Here is an 18,744-nt window from a genome sequence, read left to right as displayed (position 1 = left end):
TACGGAAGCAGAAAGGCTGACAGCGTCGTTTCAATATGGACGGCTTGCAGCAAATAAGGGTGGCACCACGGTCTCACGTCCCTTGCGGGCGTGGGGCCTTTTTTGTTTTTACCATTTTTAAAGTTGGAGGGATTCTTGATGAAAACCGTACTGTCCGGCATTCAACCCAGCGGCAAGCTGACGCTCGGCAACTATATCGGAGCCATGAAAAACTTTGTAAAGCTGCAGAACGACTATCAGTGCAACTTTATGGTCGTCGATCTACACGCGATTACGGTACCCCAGGAACCCGAGGCGCTTCGAGAGCAGTCCGAGGCGGTAGCCGCCTTGTTCATCGCAGCAGGTATCGATCCGGCAAAGGCGAACATATATATGCAATCGCATGTTCCGCCGCATGCCGAGCTGGGATGGTTATTGACGACGCTCACCTCGATGGGCGAGCTCGAGCGTATGACCCAGTTTAAAGACAAATCGGCCGGCAAGGACTCCGTAGGGGCCGGGTTGTTTGTCTATCCCGCTCTGATGGCGGCGGACATTCTGGTGTACAATGCGGATCTGGTTCCCGTAGGTGAAGACCAGAAACAGCACTTGGAGCTTGCCCGCGACCTGGCAGGACGCTTTAATCACCGCTTTGGCGACTATTTTACCATTCCGGATCCGTACATCCCCGAAGTGGGCGCGCGGATTATGTCGCTGGATGACGCTTCGAAAAAAATGAGCAAAAGCAATCCGAACCCGGGAAGCTATATCGCCCTCTTGGATCCGCCGGATGTCATCCGCAAAAAGATCAGCCGGGCCACAACCGATTCCGGAAAAGAAATCCGCTACGCACCGGATGAAAAACCGGAAATCAGCAATTTGATGAGTATTTACTCGCAATGCTCCGGCATGTCCCTGCAGGAAATTCAAAATAAATACGAAGGTCAAATGTACGGCGGATTTAAAAAGGACCTGGGAGAAGTCATCGTAGCGACACTCGAGCCGCTGCAGCAAAGATATGACGAAATCCGCAAGTCCGGTCAAATTCATGATATATTGGCGCAGGGCGCAGAGCAGGCCATGGAGAAGGCATCCCGCACCGTGGCCGACGTCAAAGAAAGAATGGGATTTCTCCCGGCCAAGAAATAACTTCCCCGGCGGCCAGCGATGCCTAGCGGCTTTACCGGTGGTCGGGCTGCTGAAGCCGATTCTTGCGGGCTTTGACCACGAAGCCCCACCCGATATTGAGAATTGCGAGAATGCCGAGCAGCACGGCTACCCAGCCGTTAAAGCTGATGGAGACGGCGCATGCCATCAGAAGCAGGATGGACGAGGCAGCAAACCATAAAGACAAGCCTTTACTCATTGGCAAAAACCTCCATTTAATATATAGAAACTTTCTTGTATAACTGTGTCGCTGCGAGCCATACTAAGCTTGCAAGCTTGCATTTCAATAAGACGCAGAATTGAAGGGAGACTCTTATTATGGCTAGATCTCGTTCTAACAATCTGGTGGTACCTCAGGCGAACGCTGCACTGCAGCAATTGAAAATGGAAGCAGCTCAGGAGCTCGGCGTTCAAATGCCGCAAGACGGATACATGGGCAACTACACTTCCCGTGAAACCGGTTCTCTCGGGGGTTACATTACAAAACGTCTGGTTCAATTGGCTGAGCAGCAACTTTCCGGCCAAGGCAAATAGTTCCATACAGGAAAGTATTTTAGGTCCGGAGCGCCGCAGGTGCTTCGGATTTTGTCTTGCAGCTACCGTGATTCTCTCTTATCCGGCAGCATACGTCAAGAGGCAGGCTGTTTCCATACGTCTGGGCTGCTGAATACCTTACGGTGGAAGGATACAAGGTATTACGGTAAAAAAAGGGAGCTGCGGAATTCTCCGCAGCTCCCTTTTTCTTATGCTTCCTGCTCACACACGGCGCTCAGCCTGAATTGATGGAGAGCCGCTTGTTCATTTTTTTGGAGCTCAGCCAGCCAACGTAAGTATTGATCGGCTGATAGTTTTTATCCATGACGAGCACGGCGACGAACGGATACTGCCTGCGGTGCCGATAGCGCACATCGGCCCAGCGGACGACGTAGCCCCAGGGCAGCGGCTCGACCTCGGCCACCGCGAAGGAGGAGAAGTATAGGAAGGCTTCCACGTCAGGATGCTTTCGCGAATGCTCGACAGCCGGGTGGGACTCGGTTACGGCATGCTTTCTCCATTCGAGGTTATGCCCATTCAGCACGCCGATCTGATAGCTGCCGTCAGGATGGGACTTGACGACATGCCACTTATTATAGGAAATGGTCGGAATGACGAAGTAATGTTCTCCCGGCTTACGGGTCTCATCCAGCCGCATCACTTCCCGGGTACGCATCGAATGGGCGCCGGTCCGCCAAATATAATAAAACACCGTCAGGATATAGACGACAGTGAACAGCGGCGCAGGCTGTACCGCTCCCGTACTCCAGAGCAGAACGGCCAGGGCATGCAGCGTGAAAATAAACGGGTCGAAAATATGAATGATGTTCCACGAAATCCACTTTTCTGTCACGGGCCTGAAGGCCTGGGTTCCGTACGTGTTGAACAGATCGCTGAACACGTGCAGACAGACGGCGATGCCGGTCCAGAGCACGATATGTCCGGATGGGACACCGCTGAACAGAAGGGACAGGATGCCGCTGATCAGAGCGGTCCAGATGACGAGAAACGGCAGGGAATGAGTAATTCCCCGGTGATTTTTAACATAGAGGGCATTGCTCTTGAACCGCAGCAGGCCGTCAAAATCCGGGGCCTGCGAACCGATGACGGTGCCCAGCAGCACCGCGGCGGCAAGCGTGGGACTCGCGGCAACCGCCGGATCGACGTAGGCGAGACCGGCCAGGCTGAGTCCAATCACAAAATGTGTGGCAGTATCCATTACCATGTCTCCTTCTTGTTGATCTTTATTCTATTGTAACAAACCCGAAAGCTGATTTCCTTTCCGGCATAATGCCTCAATATAGTTACTACCCAATATTGGATGAATTTATTAGTGTTTGACCATACTATTACGTGTCGCTAATACGTGTCACTAAATTGTCAAATTGGTGAATGATTTTGGAGAGGATTGTCAAACACTTTTACCTTTTGATATGATAAACTTTATAGCGGAGGGCAAGTTCCTCCATAATGACAGAACTAAGGAGGATCTTAAGGCGTGGATAATCACTTGACTTACCAAGCTCCTTCGGATTCCGCAGCGCTTTCCATCAATCAAACGCCACCCAATCCATCGGCAACTTGGAAAGATTTTATTACATTAACTAAACCCGGTATTCTCCGGTCTAACTTAATTGCTGCATTTGCAGGTTTCTGGGTCGCATCCCAATGGGATATTCATATAGGCAAGATGATTCTGACTCTACTGGGAACCATGCTGGTTATGGCTTCCGCCTGTGTCTATAACAATTATTATGATCGTGAACTGGATATGAAGATGGAACGGACTCGTAAACGTACGCTTCCGGCCGGTCGCATAAAGCCAGCAGTTGTACTCTGGTATGCCTTTGTATTAGGCGTGCTGGGACTAGCTGACCTTTTTATTTTTTCAGGGGTTATGGCCGGCATCTTCGGGATTATCGGTATGTTCGTCTATGGGGTCGTTTATACGATGTGGCTGAAACGGACGTCCACCTGGAGTACTTCCGTCGGCGCGATCTCGGGGGCTATGCCGCCGGTCATCGGCTATGTCGCCGTAACAGGCACGGTCGATATGGGCGCGGTTCTGCTGTTTGCGATGCTGTTCTTGTGGCAGCCGCCTCACTTCTGGGCGCTTGCCATCCGACGTGTCGAAGAATACAGAGTGGCTGGATTCCCGCTGCTGCCGGTCGTCAAAGGCGTTAAGCGGACCAAGATTCAATGTATTCCTTACCTGGTGCTGCTGGTTCCGGTACCGGTATTAATGTATGCATACGGTTATGTGGGCATTTACTTCATGATCATTTCGCTCCTGCTGTCCCTGATCTGGCTGTATTATGGCATGAAGGGATTTACCGCCAAAGACGATGAAGCATGGGCTAAGAAAACGTTCTTCTTCTCGATAAACTACTTGACCCTAAGTTTGATCGCAATGATTTTGAACACAACTCACTAAGTTCTTACCCAGAATCCCATGGAATCATGGGATTCTTTTAAAAAGAAGAAATGAAAGCCTGTTCACCGGGCACAAGCGGGGCACCCGGCCGCGAGGCGGATGGTCCCACATCGGTGGTACATAACAAACTACTGCCTGTAGTCCTGGGGAGGCGGTTCGGCATCTAAGATGTCCGCTCGGCATAAGGGACGTCAGGAATCGTGATTAGGGAGAGGGGAACGAACGATGTTGAAGCGCTACAAATGGACATGGATTTTGCTGGTGGTGATCTTGATTGGAGCAGGGTACCTGGTATATAACGCCATGGGATTCGGCAAAGAGAAGCTGCCGGTCATCAGCCAGGTCGGAGATTTTTCGTTTGAAAATGTGGATGGCAAAACGGTGAGCCTGGACGATACCAAAGGCAAGGTCCGATTGTTCTACTTCTTCTATACCAGCTGCCCGGACGTATGCCCGGTAACGACCTTCATGCTGTCGCAGACGCAGAAGCAGCTCGTCAAGGACGGAACCTTCGGCAAGGAAGCCGAGTTTGTCTCGATCTCCTTCGATCCGAAGGTAGATACCCGGGAGAAGATCAAAGAGTTTGGGGACAAGTTCAATGTCGATTACAATGGCTGGTACTTCCTAAGAGGCGAAGATCAGCAGATCCGCGATCTGGCCGAGAAGTCATTCAAGATCGCCATTATGGGAGACAACAAGGACAACTTCTCCCATGCCAACATTATCGCACTTGTCGACCGGGACAATCAGGTACGCAAGCTGTATAACGCCAACAACACGGATGAAGTTACCGCAGAATCCCTTGCCAAGGACGTTGAGGCCCTGACCAAGGAATAATGAAAACAGGAAGGCGCCACGAATCCCGGCATGCTCCGGAGGGGTGGGCGCCTTTTTTTAATCTTTGGACCACACGGTGTAGGAGTCGGGATAAACGATAAATTCTTCAAGCCCCGCTTTTTCCAGCTGGGAAATGATATATTCATCCGGCGTGCCTTCAACTCCCCGGTATCCTCGTCTCGTATAGATATGTCCGGCATCCGGGAAGGCGTCCCGGAGAACGCCGCGAATCCTTTTGCCGGAGCTATCGTTGTCCATAAACAGATAGACCTCGTTGTCCCTAATCTCCTTGCGCAAAGACTCGAGCTTTGTCGTGTTTAACGTTCCGTATGTGCACACAATCTGAATCTCGGGATCCAGCAGGCGGCGGACCTTACTGCGGTCGTTTTTTCCCTCGACAATAATATAAATCGGCATGATGGCTCACCTCGGACTAAAGAGAAGGATGTTTGTCTCGAAATTCCCCGGGAAATGTTGAAGCTTGAGGTCCGGGTAATCATAGTGTAGCTTGTTTTCGGCAAGCCATGCAAAAAAAAGTAAAACGATCTGTCCAGCAGGGTAGACAGACCGTTTAATATGGGAAGATCGCCGTTCTAGCACCAGAATGCACGCAAAATGATGATAAGCAGGATAAACAGTACCAGTACGACGCCTACATTACTGTAAGGCACACACGGAGCTGCCGCTACGGGAGCTACCTTGGTTGCAGGTGCGGCCACCGGTGCTACTGCTGGACCACAGCCGCAGTGAGAATACAGACCCATCGAGATCACCCCTCTTTCTTGCCTGGTCGGTTAACACAATCCATCTTATGTGGGTGAGTGCAGGAATTATTGTGCAGGGGCCTATCTCTCGATTTTTAGGCTTATACCTACACGGGATTTTCGTTCATGTGGGGACGAAGCGCTGATCCCTTGCGGTTGATGGGGATCATCATCAGTCCCGCCATGAGGAGGACAAAAGCGATGTAGTATGGAGACACGGATCCTCTCAGTTGGCCGGCGGCGATTGGACCAATGAAGGAGCCTATGGACATGGCGATGGACTGGAGCGAAAAGATCCTCCCCAGCTTACTGCCGCCGCTGAGCTGGATAAACATGGAGGCAAGTCCAGGAAAGATAATGCCTTTTGCCGAACCGAGAATAAACAGGATGAAGACCAGCGGTACACGGGGAAACGCGGCCATGCCAAAGAAGCAAAGAGCCATCAATAAGACGCCCGCGATGACCCTCTTATAGGGAGAGTAGCGGTTGATAAACAGCATGCTCAGCGTAACCAGGGCGCCGATGCTCAAGACGGAGAACAGGATGCCGGTCGATTTAATGCCTTCCACCCCGGTATCGCGCAGCGGCAGCTCAAAGAACAGGATCCCTTGGGAACAGGAAACGACAAAGGGGAGGATAAAATAGCGCCAGGATACGCTGGGGGCAGGGGGCGATAGTGCAGCTTCTTCATTTCCGCCGCGGGCATCCGTCATCGCCTTGACCGGTTTCGGGACGCTGAAGACCGCCATTACGCCGGTTGCAATCAGCAGCCATCCGAGCCCCTGGAACGTTGTCGAATAACCGGTATGTGCCACGATAAAGGCTCCCGCAGCCGGCGACACGACCGAGGCCAGGGTATGCACAACGCCATGACCGGACATATATTTCCCTTGAGTCACCTCGTTTTTGGACAGGGAAGCAAGCAGTGCGAGGCAGGCCGGCGACAAGAAGGCCAGCACAAAGCCGCTGATCGACCGCAGGACCAGCAGCTGCCAAGGGTACTGCACATGGGCCTGCAGCAGGAGGACGATGCCGGCCGACACGAGGCTGAATATGATATAACGCCGGCTTCCATGCTTGTCGATGACCGTGCCTGCAATCAAATTGCCGGGCAAATGAGTGAGCGCATAAATACCCATCATCCACCCGATGAAGACTGGCGCTGCTCCCAAAGAGACCGCGAATGGCGTGAGTATGGGGTACTGGGCGTGAAGGTCGAAGAAGGCGAGAAACAAAAACATGTACAGCCAAATGGCAGTTTTCACGTGAGCAGCTCCTTTTTCGCAGATTTATCATCTGTACGTTCGATATGGAACGGGGGTTGGCCAGCGGATAAGACAACCATTCGTTCATCAATCTACGTGTACGTTTCTACTTGGCGGCGTAGACCCTCTTTTTTGGGACGGGCAAATCGATAGCTTTGCAGGATATGTAAGTCGGGCCTGCTGTATACCGGACAGGTTACGGGTTTCTTGATATTGGAGGCGCCTACGCCCCGGGAACGACGGAAAGCCCCGTCTAAGGGCTGGCTGACAGCCGATGTCCGGATCATGTATAATCGAATGGAAGTTTCTAAATCACTTGATAGGGTGGATTAAGCCCTTCAGGTCGATGGGAGTGTGTGTTTGAAATGGATATGCAGGTATGGTCCGATTTTCTGCAGCAAAACTGGCTGGTGATTGTGATTGCCCTTGTCGTGCTGTTTATCGTCCTCAATCTGGTCAAGACGATGGTCAAATGGGCGCTAGTCATCATCATCGTGTTGGCGCTTGTCGTATACAGCGGGATTTCCCTGGAGCAGATCAACCAGGTCGTGACGACCGTGAAGGACGAGACCGTAGATACGCTGAAGAGCGAGGCTATGGATGTCATGATGAAGGAAGCCAAGGATGCGAAGTATGCAGACAACGGGGACGGGACGTTTACGATCACGACGCCAAACCTGGAAATGAAGGGGACCTCGGGCAGCGACAAAGTGGATGTCACGTTCCGCGGCGTACCCCTCGGGCAGTGGAAGATCAACGATACGGTCAAATCGTTTATCACCGAATCCCAAAGCCAGGCGGGCGGTTCAAATGGAAAATAAAGGACTTAATCCATGCACCAACGTGGAGGGGGTCATCTTATGCTGCAATCATGGATAGAAAGTCTTAAGGAATTTAACATCATCAGCATCCTGCTGCTGCTGATCCTGCTGGTGTCCCTGCTTCAGGGCTGGAGCCGGGGCGCATCCCGCTCTGCGGGAAGGCTGCTGTCCCTGCTGAGGGAAAGCGTCTTTATCCTGCTGGGTCTGGTGCTCGCGGTGCCTTTTACCTTGTGGGTATCACCCAGAGTTCAGGAATGGCTCGCCGATTATGCCAGTCAGCTCCCGAACCGGGATTTGAAAATGTGGGAGCAGATTTACTATACGTTCATTACGTCTATGGCCGATTTTCCGCTGATGCGGTTCGCTGTCATCTTTATCGTGAGCTACAGCATCATCCGTTTCCTGATCCGCTGGTTGACGGTGCTGATCTTCGGCGGGAGCGGCGCGCTCTTTAACCCGGGGAAGCCTTCCGCTTCGCTGCTGAGCCGTCTGGCCGGTGCGTGCATCGGCCTCTTGATCGGGGCGGGGCGGTGCATCGTCGTCGTGGCGCTGCTGTTCGTGTACGTATCGCTGTATCCGCACACCTCGTTTACCCAATACGTAGAGGCGTCGCCGATCTATAAAGAAGGAGCGCAGCGGGTCATCGAGCCGTTGTCGGGTCACTTGGTAAAAGACAAGCTTCCGGTATTCACGAAAGCTGTCGAAAAAGAGCTGAACGGCATCATGCAGCGCAAATACGAAGTGATCGACCACGCGATTCCTTCGGATATCGAGGCGGCCGCCGCCGAGATCGTCAAAGGTGCGGATACCGACGAGGAAAAGGCGCAAAAATTGTACGACTGGGTCGGCACCCGGGTTCAGTACGATTATGGCAAGGTTGATGATTACGAGCAGCGGGGAATCTGGCATGAGCAGACGCCGCAGGATACGTTCAACACGAAGAAGGGCGTCTGCATCGATTATGCCAGACTGTATGCGGTGATGGCCCGGTCCCAGGGCCTGCAGGTGAAGGTGGTCACCGGCCAAGGCTATGACGGCCAAGGCGGATATGGACCGCATGCCTGGAATGAAGTGTATCTGTCCGAAAAGAACAAGTGGGTGCCGCTGGACCCGACATGGGCGCAGAGCGGCGACTGGTTCAATCCTCCAAAATTTGCGGAGACGCACATTAAGGAGCAGATGCTGTAATTGCAGCAGGTATATCTTCTGGAATAGGATCATTGAAAAAGTCCCCTTGCCCGTTATGGGCAGGGGGATTTTTGTATGGAAGGATGAGCGCTGTAATCCGGATGTCCGAGCTTTGCTTCCGAATCGCACAGCTTCTTTAGTTTAACGTTAAGGTTACGCAGGCAGCTTGATTTGCTGACCGGGATAAATCCGGTTGGCGTTCTTGATATGATTCAGGTCGCGCAGCGTCTGCCAGGTCGTATCGTATTTCAGCGAAATGCTGTACAGTGTATCACCCTTCTTTACGATATAGACCTTCGCGGACGGAGCAGGGGCCGGTTTGACCTCAGGCTGCGGCTTGGCTGGCGCCGGTTTTGATGGCGTCTGCGGTTGCGATTCCGGTTTGGCCGGCGTTGGTGCAGGTTCGGAGGCCGTCGTTTCCGCAGGGGCAGGACCTTCGGTAATTCGACCGGCCGGTCCCTCCGGAATCGGCTTGCCTTGCTGGATATAGTTGATCAAGGCTTCGTCCAGGGCGCCGTACATGCCGGCTTGCGGATACTTTGTGAACATCGTGTATTCGTCGCCGCCGACAGCCATAAAGTCATTGGTCGCGAGCGAATACGTGGCGTCCGGATCGAGCGCTTTATCGCCGATTTTCACGGAGTGAACGCGGCTTCCTTTGGGCTTGGACGTATCAATCTTAAACGTCACGCCGGAAACCTGAGAGAAGCCTCCCTTGGACTGCGGATAATCGGATACGCCGTTCTCGAGGGCCGCATTAATATCGGAGCCCTTGACCTTCAACTGCACGATTTGATTGACGAACGGCAGGACGGTCACGACGTCGCCCTTGGTGATTGTGCCGGCTTCGATCGAGGCGCGGATGCCTCCGCCGTTCGTGATGGCCACATCCGATTGGCTCACATCGCGCATCGCATCGGCCAGCAGGTCACCGAGGTTGGTCTCCCCGGTGCGTGCCTTCTCTCGGGAGCCTTCCAGCTTCACAGGCGATTCGCCGACTTTTTCCTTCAGGATCGGCTCCTGCTCCTTCTGGATGGAAGCGACCAGATCGGCGACCTTCGGGTCCGGCTTGATATCGGCAGCTTCCTTCTCATCGATCAGCGTGGCTTCCTTCTTCACGACTTTATGGTTGTCGAGCCACAGATCGACGACGCCGACATATTTTGTGTATTCGCCGGCGCTGGCGATCAGCGTGTTGTTGTCGGCCATCAGGCCGTTTTCCAGAACCGTATGGCTGTGTCCGTCGATGAAAATGTCGATGCCGGGCACTTCCTTGACGACCTTAAGGCTGGTGTCGACACTCGATTTGTCCTGACCGAGGTGGCCAACCACGACAACGACGTCGACCTGCCCGCGGATTTCGTTCACCCATTTTTTCGCTTCGGCCGATGGATCGGCGAACTTCAGCCCGGTGACGTTGGTCGGGTTCGTTTTATATGCGGTCTCCGGCGTACTGAGGCCGATGATGCCGAACTTGACGCCGTCGACTTCCTTGATTATGTAAGGCTTGAAGAGGGTGGTGCCGTCAGTCTGGATGACGTTCGCGCTCAACATCGGGAACTTCAACCCTTGGAGAGTTCCACGAGATACTTCCAGCCGTAGTTGAATTCGTGGTTACCCGGAACCGTGGCGTCATAACCCATTTCGTTCATGACCTTCACGCTGCTCTCGCCTTGTACGAGCGTGGCAAACGGCGTACCGTGTACGGCATCACCCGCATCAAGAACGAGCGTATCCGGATTTTGGCTGCGATATTGGTTAAAGATTCCAGTGACCTTGGCAAATCCCATTTCAGGGGATGCTTCCACCGCACGGCCGTGCATATCATTCGTGTGCAGAATCGTAATATGCTTGCCGGACGGGGCGGATGGCTCCGGGGAACTCCCGGTCGTATCCTCTGCCGCCGCTGCCTGTGCCGAACCGGCCAACAGCACAGCGCTGAACAGAAGGGAGGTAAACCATTTCCTTGGGATCATGAATCTCATAACCTCCTAAATCGAGTAATGGATAAATTTTCCCTCCCTTTTATTCTAATAAACTATCGGAGCGGTGAAATAAGACTTATGAATCATTCTTTGGCCTAAGGTTGAATATAAATGTGCATTTCCGGCGGAATGCCGACACGCTTGCAGTAGGTTTCAGCCGTTTCGCCCTGCAGCATCGCCGTTCCCGCAGAGAGAAGGCCGACGGCAAACCGGTTGGCCTGCCGCTCCAGCTTGCCGGGGGCAAAGTAGGAATGCTCCTCCAGAAAAAAACGGTTGATCCCCTTATGGAGGCGGTCATGGCCGAGCTCATGCGCGCAGACAAACCGCTGCCACTCGGGGGACAGCTCGCTGTGAATCACAATGAACCGCCGTCGCAGTTTCCGGTAATAGAGCCCCTTGGTGGATTTGCCGAGATCCAGGTAACGGATATGAATGCCAAGGGACCGGGAAAGTTCGAAAGGGCAGCTGGTCTTATATTTTCGGATTAACTTTCGAATCATTTCATCCATAGGATTCACCTGCAAGTTGTGGATTGTTCGTCCCACCCATCAGGAAGAAGAGGGGCTGTCCGGAGAATCTGGTTCCTTCTTCTTCCGCTTATTCATCTGCTTCGCTTCCCAGAACAGCCCGGTGAGGACATCCTTGATGCGCTGCTTGTCCTCGGCGTCCAGCGGAATGCCGTCGAACATCAGCTCCCCGTCTTCCTCCAGCATTTTCTTGAAATCCCGCTTGTCCTTATAGGTCGCCCATGCTGGCACTTCCTCCTGCAATCCTTCAGGAGCCCCGTCTGTTTCCCAAAACCCTGCTGCGCTCATCAGTTCGCCGTAAGGAACCTCCAGCGCGTCCGCGAGCTTCCGGATGGTCGGCGGTTTGGGCACGCCCCGAATCCCGTTCTCCATGCGGGAAATTTGCGAATTGCTGATGCCCGATGCTTCGGCAAGCTGGTTGATCGTCATGCCCTTCTGTTCGCGCAGCCGCTTAAGCACGGCTCCGAATTCTTTTTCCACGGTTTAGCCACTCCTTCTATGACGATATGGATATCTGTTTCTATCCGTTACTATAAAGTAATGTTGCCAAAAGGTAAAGCAATAGAATGATATAGATACCAAATGGCATAAAAGAAAAAGGAATTCGAAGCGAGACGGTGGTTATGCCGTGATTTTCGGATTTTACGAGATACCCAAAAAGTGGTATGTTAACATCATTATACGAACAAAAATGCGAACAAGCCACTGTTTTTTTAGGTAAACATCCATGAAGGAGCGTGTTTGAATATGGATCAAATGCTGCCGCAGCTGGACCGCCGCAAGACGCAGGCCGCCGTTGAAGCGGTTTTGGAGAAATACCGGATCTATAAAACGATTACGTTTGAAGTCAGGGAAGCGAGCGTTACCGCCTCCTATACCGAACGGTTTCACGGACCGACCAATGTGACCTCGGACCAGACGGCGCAGGTCGCCGTATACAATGTAGAAGCGCCTGCGGTCCGCCAGGCATACTGCCGGATGATCGAGGCGATCGTGGAACGGCTGAGCGAACGGGAACAGATGCTGATCCGCGAACGGTACATGAAGGAAGACGACGTCTTCGACTATAAAGTCTACAATTACGTGCTCGATCCGCCGGTCAGTAAGGACACGTACACGAAAATACGAACGCGTGCCTTCTATAAAATGGCGCTGGCGTTTGCGGACCGCGGGCTGCTGACATTGTCCGAGCTTCAAAAAGCCAAAGCCTGCAATTCCAAATGAAAGCCGCTTATGAGCGGGACAAGCCGGGGACCGGAGGTTCTGCGGCTTTTTTTCTTTATCTAATGGGGAGCGGGAGTTTCGGGGGATGAATCGGCCGCAGAAGTGCTGATCCTCACATTTTCATTTGGAATAAAAAGGATGTAAAAATGCGAACATACATTCGTACTATTTTCCGCCGATAACCGTCCGAACCGCCGTCAGCGTTTTCAAATCCGGGGTGTAAGATTATATCATCGGGAATGAAGCAAAGGGACGTACCGAACACAATCAGTGGATGTTAAGCTGGCCGGAATGGCTGGTTTTTTTGCGGACTTCGTTGCCCGATGGCTTTGATACAGGAGAAAGGAGGGGGCCGAGTTGATACAGATTCAGCAGACACATAAGAATGGAAGGGGCTGTGACGCAAAAGAAACGGATCGGCGGGTAGTAGTATGAGGGAAGCCGTTAAACAGGCAGTCGCCGCCTTGATTCCCGAGCTGGAAGGCCGGATCTACGATGTGCAGCCGCGAGCAGAAGGGGACGACGGGCCATGCGCTGTTCTCACCCTGGGTGAGGAGATTTGGAAGTCGGCCTGGGCGGGTTACCGGCAGGTGGTGCGAGTAAAGCTCTACAGCGGCAGTGCCGGGATATCCCAGCTGGATGCCTGGGCACAGCAGCTGGTTCGGGGGCTGCAGCGCCAAAGAATAGCAGGTCCGGATCCGGAAGCGATCCTGCTGCACTACTTGGGCGTTCCGGAAGCGGACGCGCTTGATCCGGCCTCCGGCGGCATCATCCGGTGCCTCAGGTTCGGTGCGTACCTGCCGGAGGCTTCGGGAGCCGAAACGCCTGCTCCGCCGGATGCATGGCTCAGCGCCTTGGCGGGATGGACACGGGGCAAGCTGGCTGACCTGTGGCAGGTCTACGAAACGTCATGGCCCGCGGACCGGGAGGAGCATGCCGTATTGTGGCGCCTGGCCGGCTGTGAGACGAAGATGGCGGGGGCTTCGATGTACGAGATCCGCAAGACGTTTGTGGGGCATTTGGCGGCACCGTTCCCGGAGACCGAGCATCATGCCTCGGTCGTATTGGTGGAGGAGCTGGGGGCACAGACCCAACTGCCGCTTGGTGACGGGGAACGCCGCTACCTTTCAGTAGCGGAAGTTTCCGCGAATATGCAGGCCGACGCCATACTGGATGGGCAGCTTAAGCTGACCCTGGTGCAGCGGCGGATGCGTCCTGCGGAGGAAGCGGCGCTGATCCGCCGCGTTGCCGTTCAACCTATCATGAAATGAGGTGGCCCGATATGGGCGTAAAGAAAATTTCGAAAACCCCGGAAGCCGGAAGCGGCATGCCGAGGTATGAGCTCGATGAACTGAAGGCGCAGGCCAAGGAGCTGTTCGGGGTCCGGGCAGAGGTCGTGGCAGCTGCTATGCATGACACGGACGGTCAGCATTTTTCGATTGCCGAGGTACAGGGAAAGATCCAACAATTCATGAAAGCGAAGGTGGTCTAACTTATGGCAGGTGGAACTTGGGAAAGCACAAATCAACCGGTGCTACCGGGATTGTATATGAACTTTAAAGCAGCGGCAACGTCGGCCATTCAAGGCGGCAGCCGCGGAACGGTGATCGTGCCGGTCAAAGCCAATTGGGGTCCGGTCCGCGAGTTCGTGGAGATCGGCAGCGAGCAGGCGATTGCTGCGACGTTTGCCGCGGATAGCGAAAATGGGGCGACCGCCTACGCGGCCCTCTATCTGGCGCTGCTCGGCGGTCCGAAGAAGCTGCTGGCCTACCGCCTGGCGGACGATACGGCCCAGGCGGCGGCCGTGACGCTGCAGAGCGGCGATGCTGCGCCTGCCGCCGTCTTGAAGCTGACGGCGAAGCACCCGGGCAGCCGCGGCAACGGCTTCACCGTGACGGTGCAGCCTGCGCTCGGGAATCCGGCCGCAAAGGAGCTGCGCCTGTATGAAGGCGCCAAGCTGCTCGGCACCTTCACCGGCGCCGACGGCACGGCCGCTTCCTTGGCCGCGAGCATCAACGGCGGCAATGACTGGGTCACTGCCGAGGCAGTGGATGGAGGCGGTGTACCGGCAGACGTCAGCGGACTGGCGCTGACCGGCGGCGCGAGCGGCATCGGGGGCCTGACGAACGCCGATTACGTCTCCATGCAGGAGGCCGCCGAAGGCCAGGACTTCGACCTGCTGGCGCTCGACTATGCCGCCGACATGGCGCTGCTGCAGAGCTTTGCCGCCTGGATCAAGCGGCTGCGCGGCGAAGGCAGCGGCGTCATGGCCGTCTTCGGAAGCAGCGCGGCCGATGACGTGTCGAAGGATGCGGCCGATCTGGCGGCGGCCCGCTCCCTGGCCTTGAACCACGAGGGCATCGTCAACGTGGGCACCGGCGTCCGTCTGTCCGGGACGGACTACAGCTCTGCGCAGACGGCCGCTTATGTGGCCGGCCTGATCGCGGGCCAGCGCCTGAACCAGTCCGCGACGTACGCGGTCACGCCGTTCGAGGACGTTACCCGGCGCTGGACGCGCTCCGAGCAGGAGCAGGCCGTGAAGAGCGGCGTGTTCCTGCTCTTCTTTGACGGCCGCCAGGTGAAGGCGCTGCGCGGCATTAACACTCTGGCGACGCCGGCCGAGGGCCAGAGCAGCGCCTGGAAGAAGATCCGCTCCATCCGCGTCATGGACGCGATCAATGCGGATCTGCAGCGGGCGGCGGAGCAGACGTACATCGGCCGCGTGAACAACACGGAAGAAGGGCGCCTCGCCCTGATCGGCGCGGTCAAGGAGTACCTCGGCCAGCTGGCACTGAGCAGCGTCATTGAGTCGGATGGCTATGACGTCATCCTCGATCCGGCCTACTACGGCGATTCCGCGGTGAAGCAGCCGGAGCCGGATCAGGTGTTCCTGCAGTGGAACGTAAAGCTGACGGACGTGATGGAGCAGCTGTTCGGCACCTTTTACGTGCAGTGATGGAAGAGCCGCGGTCTTTTTTTAACTCATGCAAGCTATGAAAAAACTATGAATAACTCTGAGGAGGAACCCCTATGTTGGATGCTTCAAAAGTCATTCTCGGCACGTACGGCCAGGCCTATATCGACGGTGTATGGCAGACGCACATTAACAAGCTCGAAGCCAGCGTCGAAATCGAAAAGCGCGAGCTCAAGCTGGTAGGCAGCGACTGGACGGTCCACAAAAGCGGCAGCAAAAAAGGAACCGGCACGATGAGCGGCTACAAAGTGACCTCGGACATGATCAACCGCGGCTTCACGAAGTTTGAAATCATCTCCAAGCTGGACGATCCCGAGTCCTACGGACACGAGCGCGTCCGCCTGATCCGCTGCATGCCTGACAAAATCCAGCTGGCCAACTGGACCGCCGGCGAGGAAGTGCAGGAGGAAACGACGTTTACCTTTGAAGGGTACGAGCTGCTGGACCCGATCACGGCGGACTAAGGAGTTCAGAGAAATAGCTGCAAAACTGAAAAAGTTTACTTCATCCACCCGAAGTCACCATTTTAGAAGAAGATAGAAGCAAAAGTGCACTGACTTCTGGTGGAATTCGCGAAATGGCGGGTTGGCCGGAAATGAAGCTGCACTTTTGCGCTTATGGGTGTTCTTTTCGTGAACCAGAACTGGCGCACCTATCGTACGGCCTGATTGGATACGCAAAAGGGCTGAGTAAGTAATCTTTTCAAGGAGTAAAACTCTCAACATCATCCCTTTAGGGACATAAACCATTCAGCAAATGAAGGAGAGGAAGACGCATGAGCTTGCAGGATAACTGGAGCGAGGAACAAATTTTGGACAGCCTGTTTGAGGCGGCGGAGAAGCTGCCGGAGGAGACTGTGCGCATCAAGCGCCTGGATATGCAGATCGTGCTGCACGGCCTGACTTCGAGCAAGGTGGACAGCATCCGTGAGCGGTGTACGGTCCGCCGGACGGTGAAAGGGGCGGTGGACGAAAAGGTCGATACCGAAACGTTCAACGCGCTGCTTATCTCCGAAGCTACCGGCAAGCTGGAAGTGAAGGGGCTTACGCTAAACGGCTGGGGCGATCCGCGGATCACAAGCCGATTGAAGCTGTCGGGCGGGGAGCAGGCGGTACGCCGCATGCTGCTGGCCGGGGAGCTGGACGCCGTCGGCGACAAGGTGCTGGAGCTGTCCGGTTTCGGGGTCGAGATCGCTGACCTAAAAAACTGATCGGCTCCGGGGGAATGACGACGATGCTGTACCACCTGTGGGCCCGGCATCACCTTCGTCCCGGAGAGTTTTGGCGGCTCCCGCGCGGGGAGCGGCTGCTGCTGCTCGCTTTTTCCCAGGAAGAAATCGAACAGATGGCAGCCATGAATCAAGGTTAAGGAGGTGAAGAATTCATGGCAGAAACGTTAAATTACCGGCTGAATCTCGTGATCGATCCGAAAAACATAATCAAGGCGAACCGGGAGCTGCGGGCGATGGAGCGGTATTTTGAACGGATTCAGGGGCGGGTGCTGAAGATCGGGAGAACCCGTATGGTTCCCGAAATTGCGCTGAAGGACACTGCTTCGAAAGGGCTGGACAGCCTGCTGGAAAAAATCAACCGCGTGAAATCGCAGGTTATCCGGGCGACGGCGACTGTAGATGTTGCAGTAGGTGGGGGAGCGTTAGGCGGAAAGATTGATTTTTCCACTCTCGTTACAGCGCTTCAGGAAAACTCGGCCGCTGTCAAAAAGCTCACGGAAACGATAGGGGAGCTGAAGATCGGCGGTGGGGAGAAGAAGGACGGCCCAAAGTCCACTTCTGACAAAATCAAGGATGTATTTTCTGCACTAAAAAACTTTGGCGGAGGGTTGAAGAGCGCAGGGGAAATCCCGGATAAAGGCAAAGCCATCAAAAAGGCTTGGAAAGGCGAGGACAAGGATAAGGAGAAAAAGGACCTGGCGGCCGACCCTGATGCTGCCAAAAGGGAAACTCCTCTAAGGACAGAAACTTATAAGCGGAAAAAGACCTTGGGCCGAGCGTGGAAAACGATGGGCGCAGCGGGTGATTTCATCGGTACCATTGGTTCTGCTGGTGAAGGCGTTATCAGCGGAATACAGGGGTTGTGGGAAAGTGGAAAGGAATTCTTCGGTGGCAGTAAAAACAGTGCAATCGCCAATTCAGTTACAAAAGCTGCCCAAAGCAGCGGGATCGCTGCTTCTACCGTAAAAGCTATTGGAAGCAGTGGAATTATGACTTCAGCCGCCAAGGGCACAGGCGAAAATCTGCCGGGGGTCCTTGGATTCGTAGCCGATGCCATATCCATTATGACCGCAAAGACCGGGAAAGAGCGGGCTCAAGCCATTGGGTCCTCCGTCGGGAGCAGCGTCGGAACGGTTTTGGGAGGCTTTTTAGGATCGGTTATTCCTGGTGGAGGAACGGCGGTCGGAGCAATGCTGGGTGGTGCAGCCGGAGGTTATTTAGGAGACAAGGTTGGCGGCTGGGTCTCGGGCCTGTTCTCGAAAAAGAAGAAAAAGGACAAGCCGGCTTCCGTAGAACCTGAATCCAGCATAGGATCTGCACCGGCTGTGTCAATAGTAATGCCGTATGGACAATATGCTTCACCTGCATGGAAAGCCCAAAAAGGGTTACCGGGAATGATCTACCCGAACAGGTATGTTCCCCCACCCTCCCCCCTCCCGCCATCCTACAAAACCTACGGTCCCTACCTTCCCGGAGTCCAAGGCCCGGCCGTTCCTATGGGAACAGGCCCACGGCTGCAGGCTGCAACCGGAGGCGGGAAACCGGGAATTGGGGGCAACGGAGGCGGCAAAACGACGCCGCAGCTCGTGCAGATCAGTCCGGAGCAGATGTCCGCGCTGTCGGGGTTCCTGAAGGATTTTAAAACGGAAACCAACTACAATCTCCCGGCCGGTGCAGTGCAGGTGACTGTGCATGAAGAGACGCCTATAGATGTGGAGGGCCTGATCCTCCAGATCGGGCAGCGCCTGCGTTCGGAGTTTGCCAAAGCTGCGCAGAACCGCAAACCGGGGGCGAAAGCATATGTGTAACGACGT

General features: G+C 54.6%; 21 protein-coding genes and 1 pseudogene. 14 read left to right on the top strand and 8 right to left on the bottom strand.

The features are described 5' to 3' along the window. Window positions 1–138 precede the first annotated feature (138 nt). Window positions 139–1,128, top strand: a complete 990-nt coding sequence (trpS, locus tag FHS19_RS21820) for a tryptophan--tRNA ligase (RefSeq protein WP_183583853.1) — start codon at window positions 139–141, stop codon at window positions 1,126–1,128. 31 nt (window positions 1,129–1,159) lie between these two features. Here trpS and FHS19_RS21815 read toward each other — a convergent pair whose 3' ends face one another. After that, window positions 1,160–1,345, bottom strand: a complete 186-nt coding sequence (locus FHS19_RS21815) for a hypothetical protein (protein WP_183583852.1) — start codon at window positions 1,343–1,345, stop codon at window positions 1,160–1,162. Between the two features lie 119 nt (window positions 1,346–1,464). Between FHS19_RS21815 and FHS19_RS21810 the strand changes: the two genes are divergently transcribed. Continuing rightward, a complete protein-coding gene (locus tag FHS19_RS21810; RefSeq protein WP_094595154.1) occupies window positions 1,465–1,680 on the top strand; it encodes an alpha/beta-type small acid-soluble spore protein in 216 nt (71 codons plus the stop codon). A gap of 235 nt (window positions 1,681–1,915) precedes the next feature. On the opposite strand, the gene FHS19_RS21805 is transcribed toward FHS19_RS21810, so the two are convergent. Continuing rightward, window positions 1,916–2,899, bottom strand: a complete 984-nt coding sequence (locus FHS19_RS21805; protein ID WP_183583851.1) for a metal-dependent hydrolase — start codon at window positions 2,897–2,899, stop codon at window positions 1,916–1,918. A gap of 279 nt (window positions 2,900–3,178) precedes the next feature. Here FHS19_RS21805 and cyoE point away from each other — a divergent pair, with 279 nt between their 5' ends. Together cyoE and FHS19_RS21795 are read left to right on the top strand one after the other, a co-directional pair. Further along, on the top strand, window positions 3,179–4,114 hold the full coding sequence (gene cyoE / locus FHS19_RS21800; protein WP_183583850.1) for a heme o synthase: 936 nt from the start codon (window positions 3,179–3,181) through the stop codon (window positions 4,112–4,114). Window positions 4,115–4,339: 225 nt separating this feature from the next. Continuing rightward, window positions 4,340–4,951, top strand: coding sequence for an SCO family protein (locus FHS19_RS21795; protein ID WP_183583849.1), 612 nt, complete (start codon window positions 4,340–4,342; stop codon window positions 4,949–4,951). Window positions 4,952–5,008: 57 nt separating this feature from the next. Here FHS19_RS21795 and FHS19_RS21790 read toward each other — a convergent pair whose 3' ends face one another. The 3 genes from FHS19_RS21790 to FHS19_RS21780 all read right to left on the bottom strand — a co-directional run bounded on the left by FHS19_RS21790 (window position 5,009) and on the right by FHS19_RS21780 (window position 6,980). Next, the gene (locus FHS19_RS21790) at window positions 5,009–5,368 is read right to left on the bottom strand and encodes a toprim domain-containing protein (protein WP_183583848.1); all 360 of its coding nucleotides are present in this window, start codon (window positions 5,366–5,368) and stop codon (window positions 5,009–5,011) included. 176 nt (window positions 5,369–5,544) lie between these two features. After that, complete coding sequence (locus FHS19_RS21785) at window positions 5,545–5,715, bottom strand: hypothetical protein (RefSeq protein WP_183584006.1); 171 nt, start codon at window positions 5,713–5,715, stop codon at window positions 5,545–5,547. A 107-nt stretch (window positions 5,716–5,822) separates the two neighbouring features. Beyond that, window positions 5,823–6,980 carry an MFS transporter gene (locus FHS19_RS21780; RefSeq protein WP_183583847.1) on the bottom strand — a complete coding sequence of 386 codons (1,158 nt, stop codon included), beginning with the start codon at window positions 6,978–6,980 and terminating at the stop codon, window positions 5,823–5,825. Between the two features lie 365 nt (window positions 6,981–7,345). Between FHS19_RS21780 and FHS19_RS21775 the strand changes: the two genes are divergently transcribed. Both FHS19_RS21775 and FHS19_RS21770 read left to right on the top strand, forming a co-directional pair. Further along, complete coding sequence (locus tag FHS19_RS21775) at window positions 7,346–7,801, top strand: hypothetical protein (RefSeq protein WP_183583846.1); 456 nt, start codon at window positions 7,346–7,348, stop codon at window positions 7,799–7,801. A gap of 39 nt (window positions 7,802–7,840) precedes the next feature. Next, window positions 7,841–8,989 (top strand): transglutaminase domain-containing protein, encoded by a 1,149-nt coding sequence (locus FHS19_RS21770; protein WP_183583845.1) that lies wholly within the window; start codon window positions 7,841–7,843, stop codon window positions 8,987–8,989. A gap of 153 nt (window positions 8,990–9,142) precedes the next feature. Here FHS19_RS21770 and FHS19_RS21765 read toward each other — a convergent pair. The 3 genes and pseudogenes from FHS19_RS21765 to FHS19_RS21755 form a co-directional block, all read right to left on the bottom strand. Further along, window positions 9,143–10,965: pseudogene (locus tag FHS19_RS21765) on the bottom strand (5'-nucleotidase C-terminal domain-containing protein). A gap of 104 nt (window positions 10,966–11,069) precedes the next feature. Beyond that, window positions 11,070–11,483 (bottom strand): ImmA/IrrE family metallo-endopeptidase, encoded by a 414-nt coding sequence (locus FHS19_RS21760; RefSeq protein ID WP_183583844.1) that lies wholly within the window; start codon window positions 11,481–11,483, stop codon window positions 11,070–11,072. Between the two features lie 39 nt (window positions 11,484–11,522). Further along, window positions 11,523–11,981 (bottom strand): helix-turn-helix domain-containing protein, encoded by a 459-nt coding sequence (locus tag FHS19_RS21755; RefSeq protein ID WP_183583843.1) that lies wholly within the window; start codon window positions 11,979–11,981, stop codon window positions 11,523–11,525. Between the two features lie 267 nt (window positions 11,982–12,248). On the opposite strand from FHS19_RS21755, the gene FHS19_RS21750 reads away from it, so the two are divergent. From FHS19_RS21750 to FHS19_RS21715, 8 genes are all read left to right on the top strand, one after another. Further along, window positions 12,249–12,725, top strand: a complete 477-nt coding sequence (locus FHS19_RS21750) for an ArpU family phage packaging/lysis transcriptional regulator (protein WP_183583842.1) — start codon at window positions 12,249–12,251, stop codon at window positions 12,723–12,725. 431 nt (window positions 12,726–13,156) lie between these two features. Next, window positions 13,157–13,996: a hypothetical protein gene (locus FHS19_RS21745; protein ID WP_183583841.1), complete on the top strand. Its 840-nt coding sequence runs from the start codon at window positions 13,157–13,159 to the stop codon at window positions 13,994–13,996. Between the two features lie 11 nt (window positions 13,997–14,007). After that, complete coding sequence (locus FHS19_RS21740; protein WP_183583840.1) at window positions 14,008–14,217, top strand: YqzN/YkzM domain-containing protein; 210 nt, start codon at window positions 14,008–14,010, stop codon at window positions 14,215–14,217. A 3-nt stretch (window positions 14,218–14,220) separates the two neighbouring features. Beyond that, entirely contained in the window at window positions 14,221–15,681 is a 1,461-nt protein-coding gene (locus FHS19_RS21735; protein WP_183583839.1) for a phage tail sheath subtilisin-like domain-containing protein, read from the top strand. A 74-nt stretch (window positions 15,682–15,755) separates the two neighbouring features. Continuing rightward, complete coding sequence (locus FHS19_RS21730) at window positions 15,756–16,163, top strand: phage tail tube protein (protein ID WP_076175086.1); 408 nt, start codon at window positions 15,756–15,758, stop codon at window positions 16,161–16,163. A gap of 311 nt (window positions 16,164–16,474) precedes the next feature. Further along, window positions 16,475–16,909 carry a phage tail assembly chaperone gene (locus tag FHS19_RS21725; RefSeq protein WP_076175084.1) on the top strand — a complete coding sequence of 145 codons (435 nt, stop codon included), beginning with the start codon at window positions 16,475–16,477 and terminating at the stop codon, window positions 16,907–16,909. 14 nt (window positions 16,910–16,923) lie between these two features. Beyond that, a complete protein-coding gene (locus FHS19_RS21720; protein WP_167372919.1) occupies window positions 16,924–17,067 on the top strand; it encodes a hypothetical protein in 144 nt (47 codons plus the stop codon). A 15-nt stretch (window positions 17,068–17,082) separates the two neighbouring features. Further along, the gene (locus FHS19_RS21715; RefSeq protein WP_183583838.1) at window positions 17,083–18,738 is read left to right on the top strand and encodes a hypothetical protein; all 1,656 of its coding nucleotides are present in this window, start codon (window positions 17,083–17,085) and stop codon (window positions 18,736–18,738) included. The last annotated feature ends 6 nt before the right edge of the window (window positions 18,739–18,744 follow it).

Source organism: Paenibacillus rhizosphaerae (genome assembly GCF_014192015.1).
Lineage (GTDB): Bacteria > Bacillota > Bacilli > Paenibacillales > Paenibacillaceae > Paenibacillus_AQ > Paenibacillus_AQ rhizosphaerae.
This window is presented reverse-complemented; position numbering and strand designations above follow the sequence as displayed.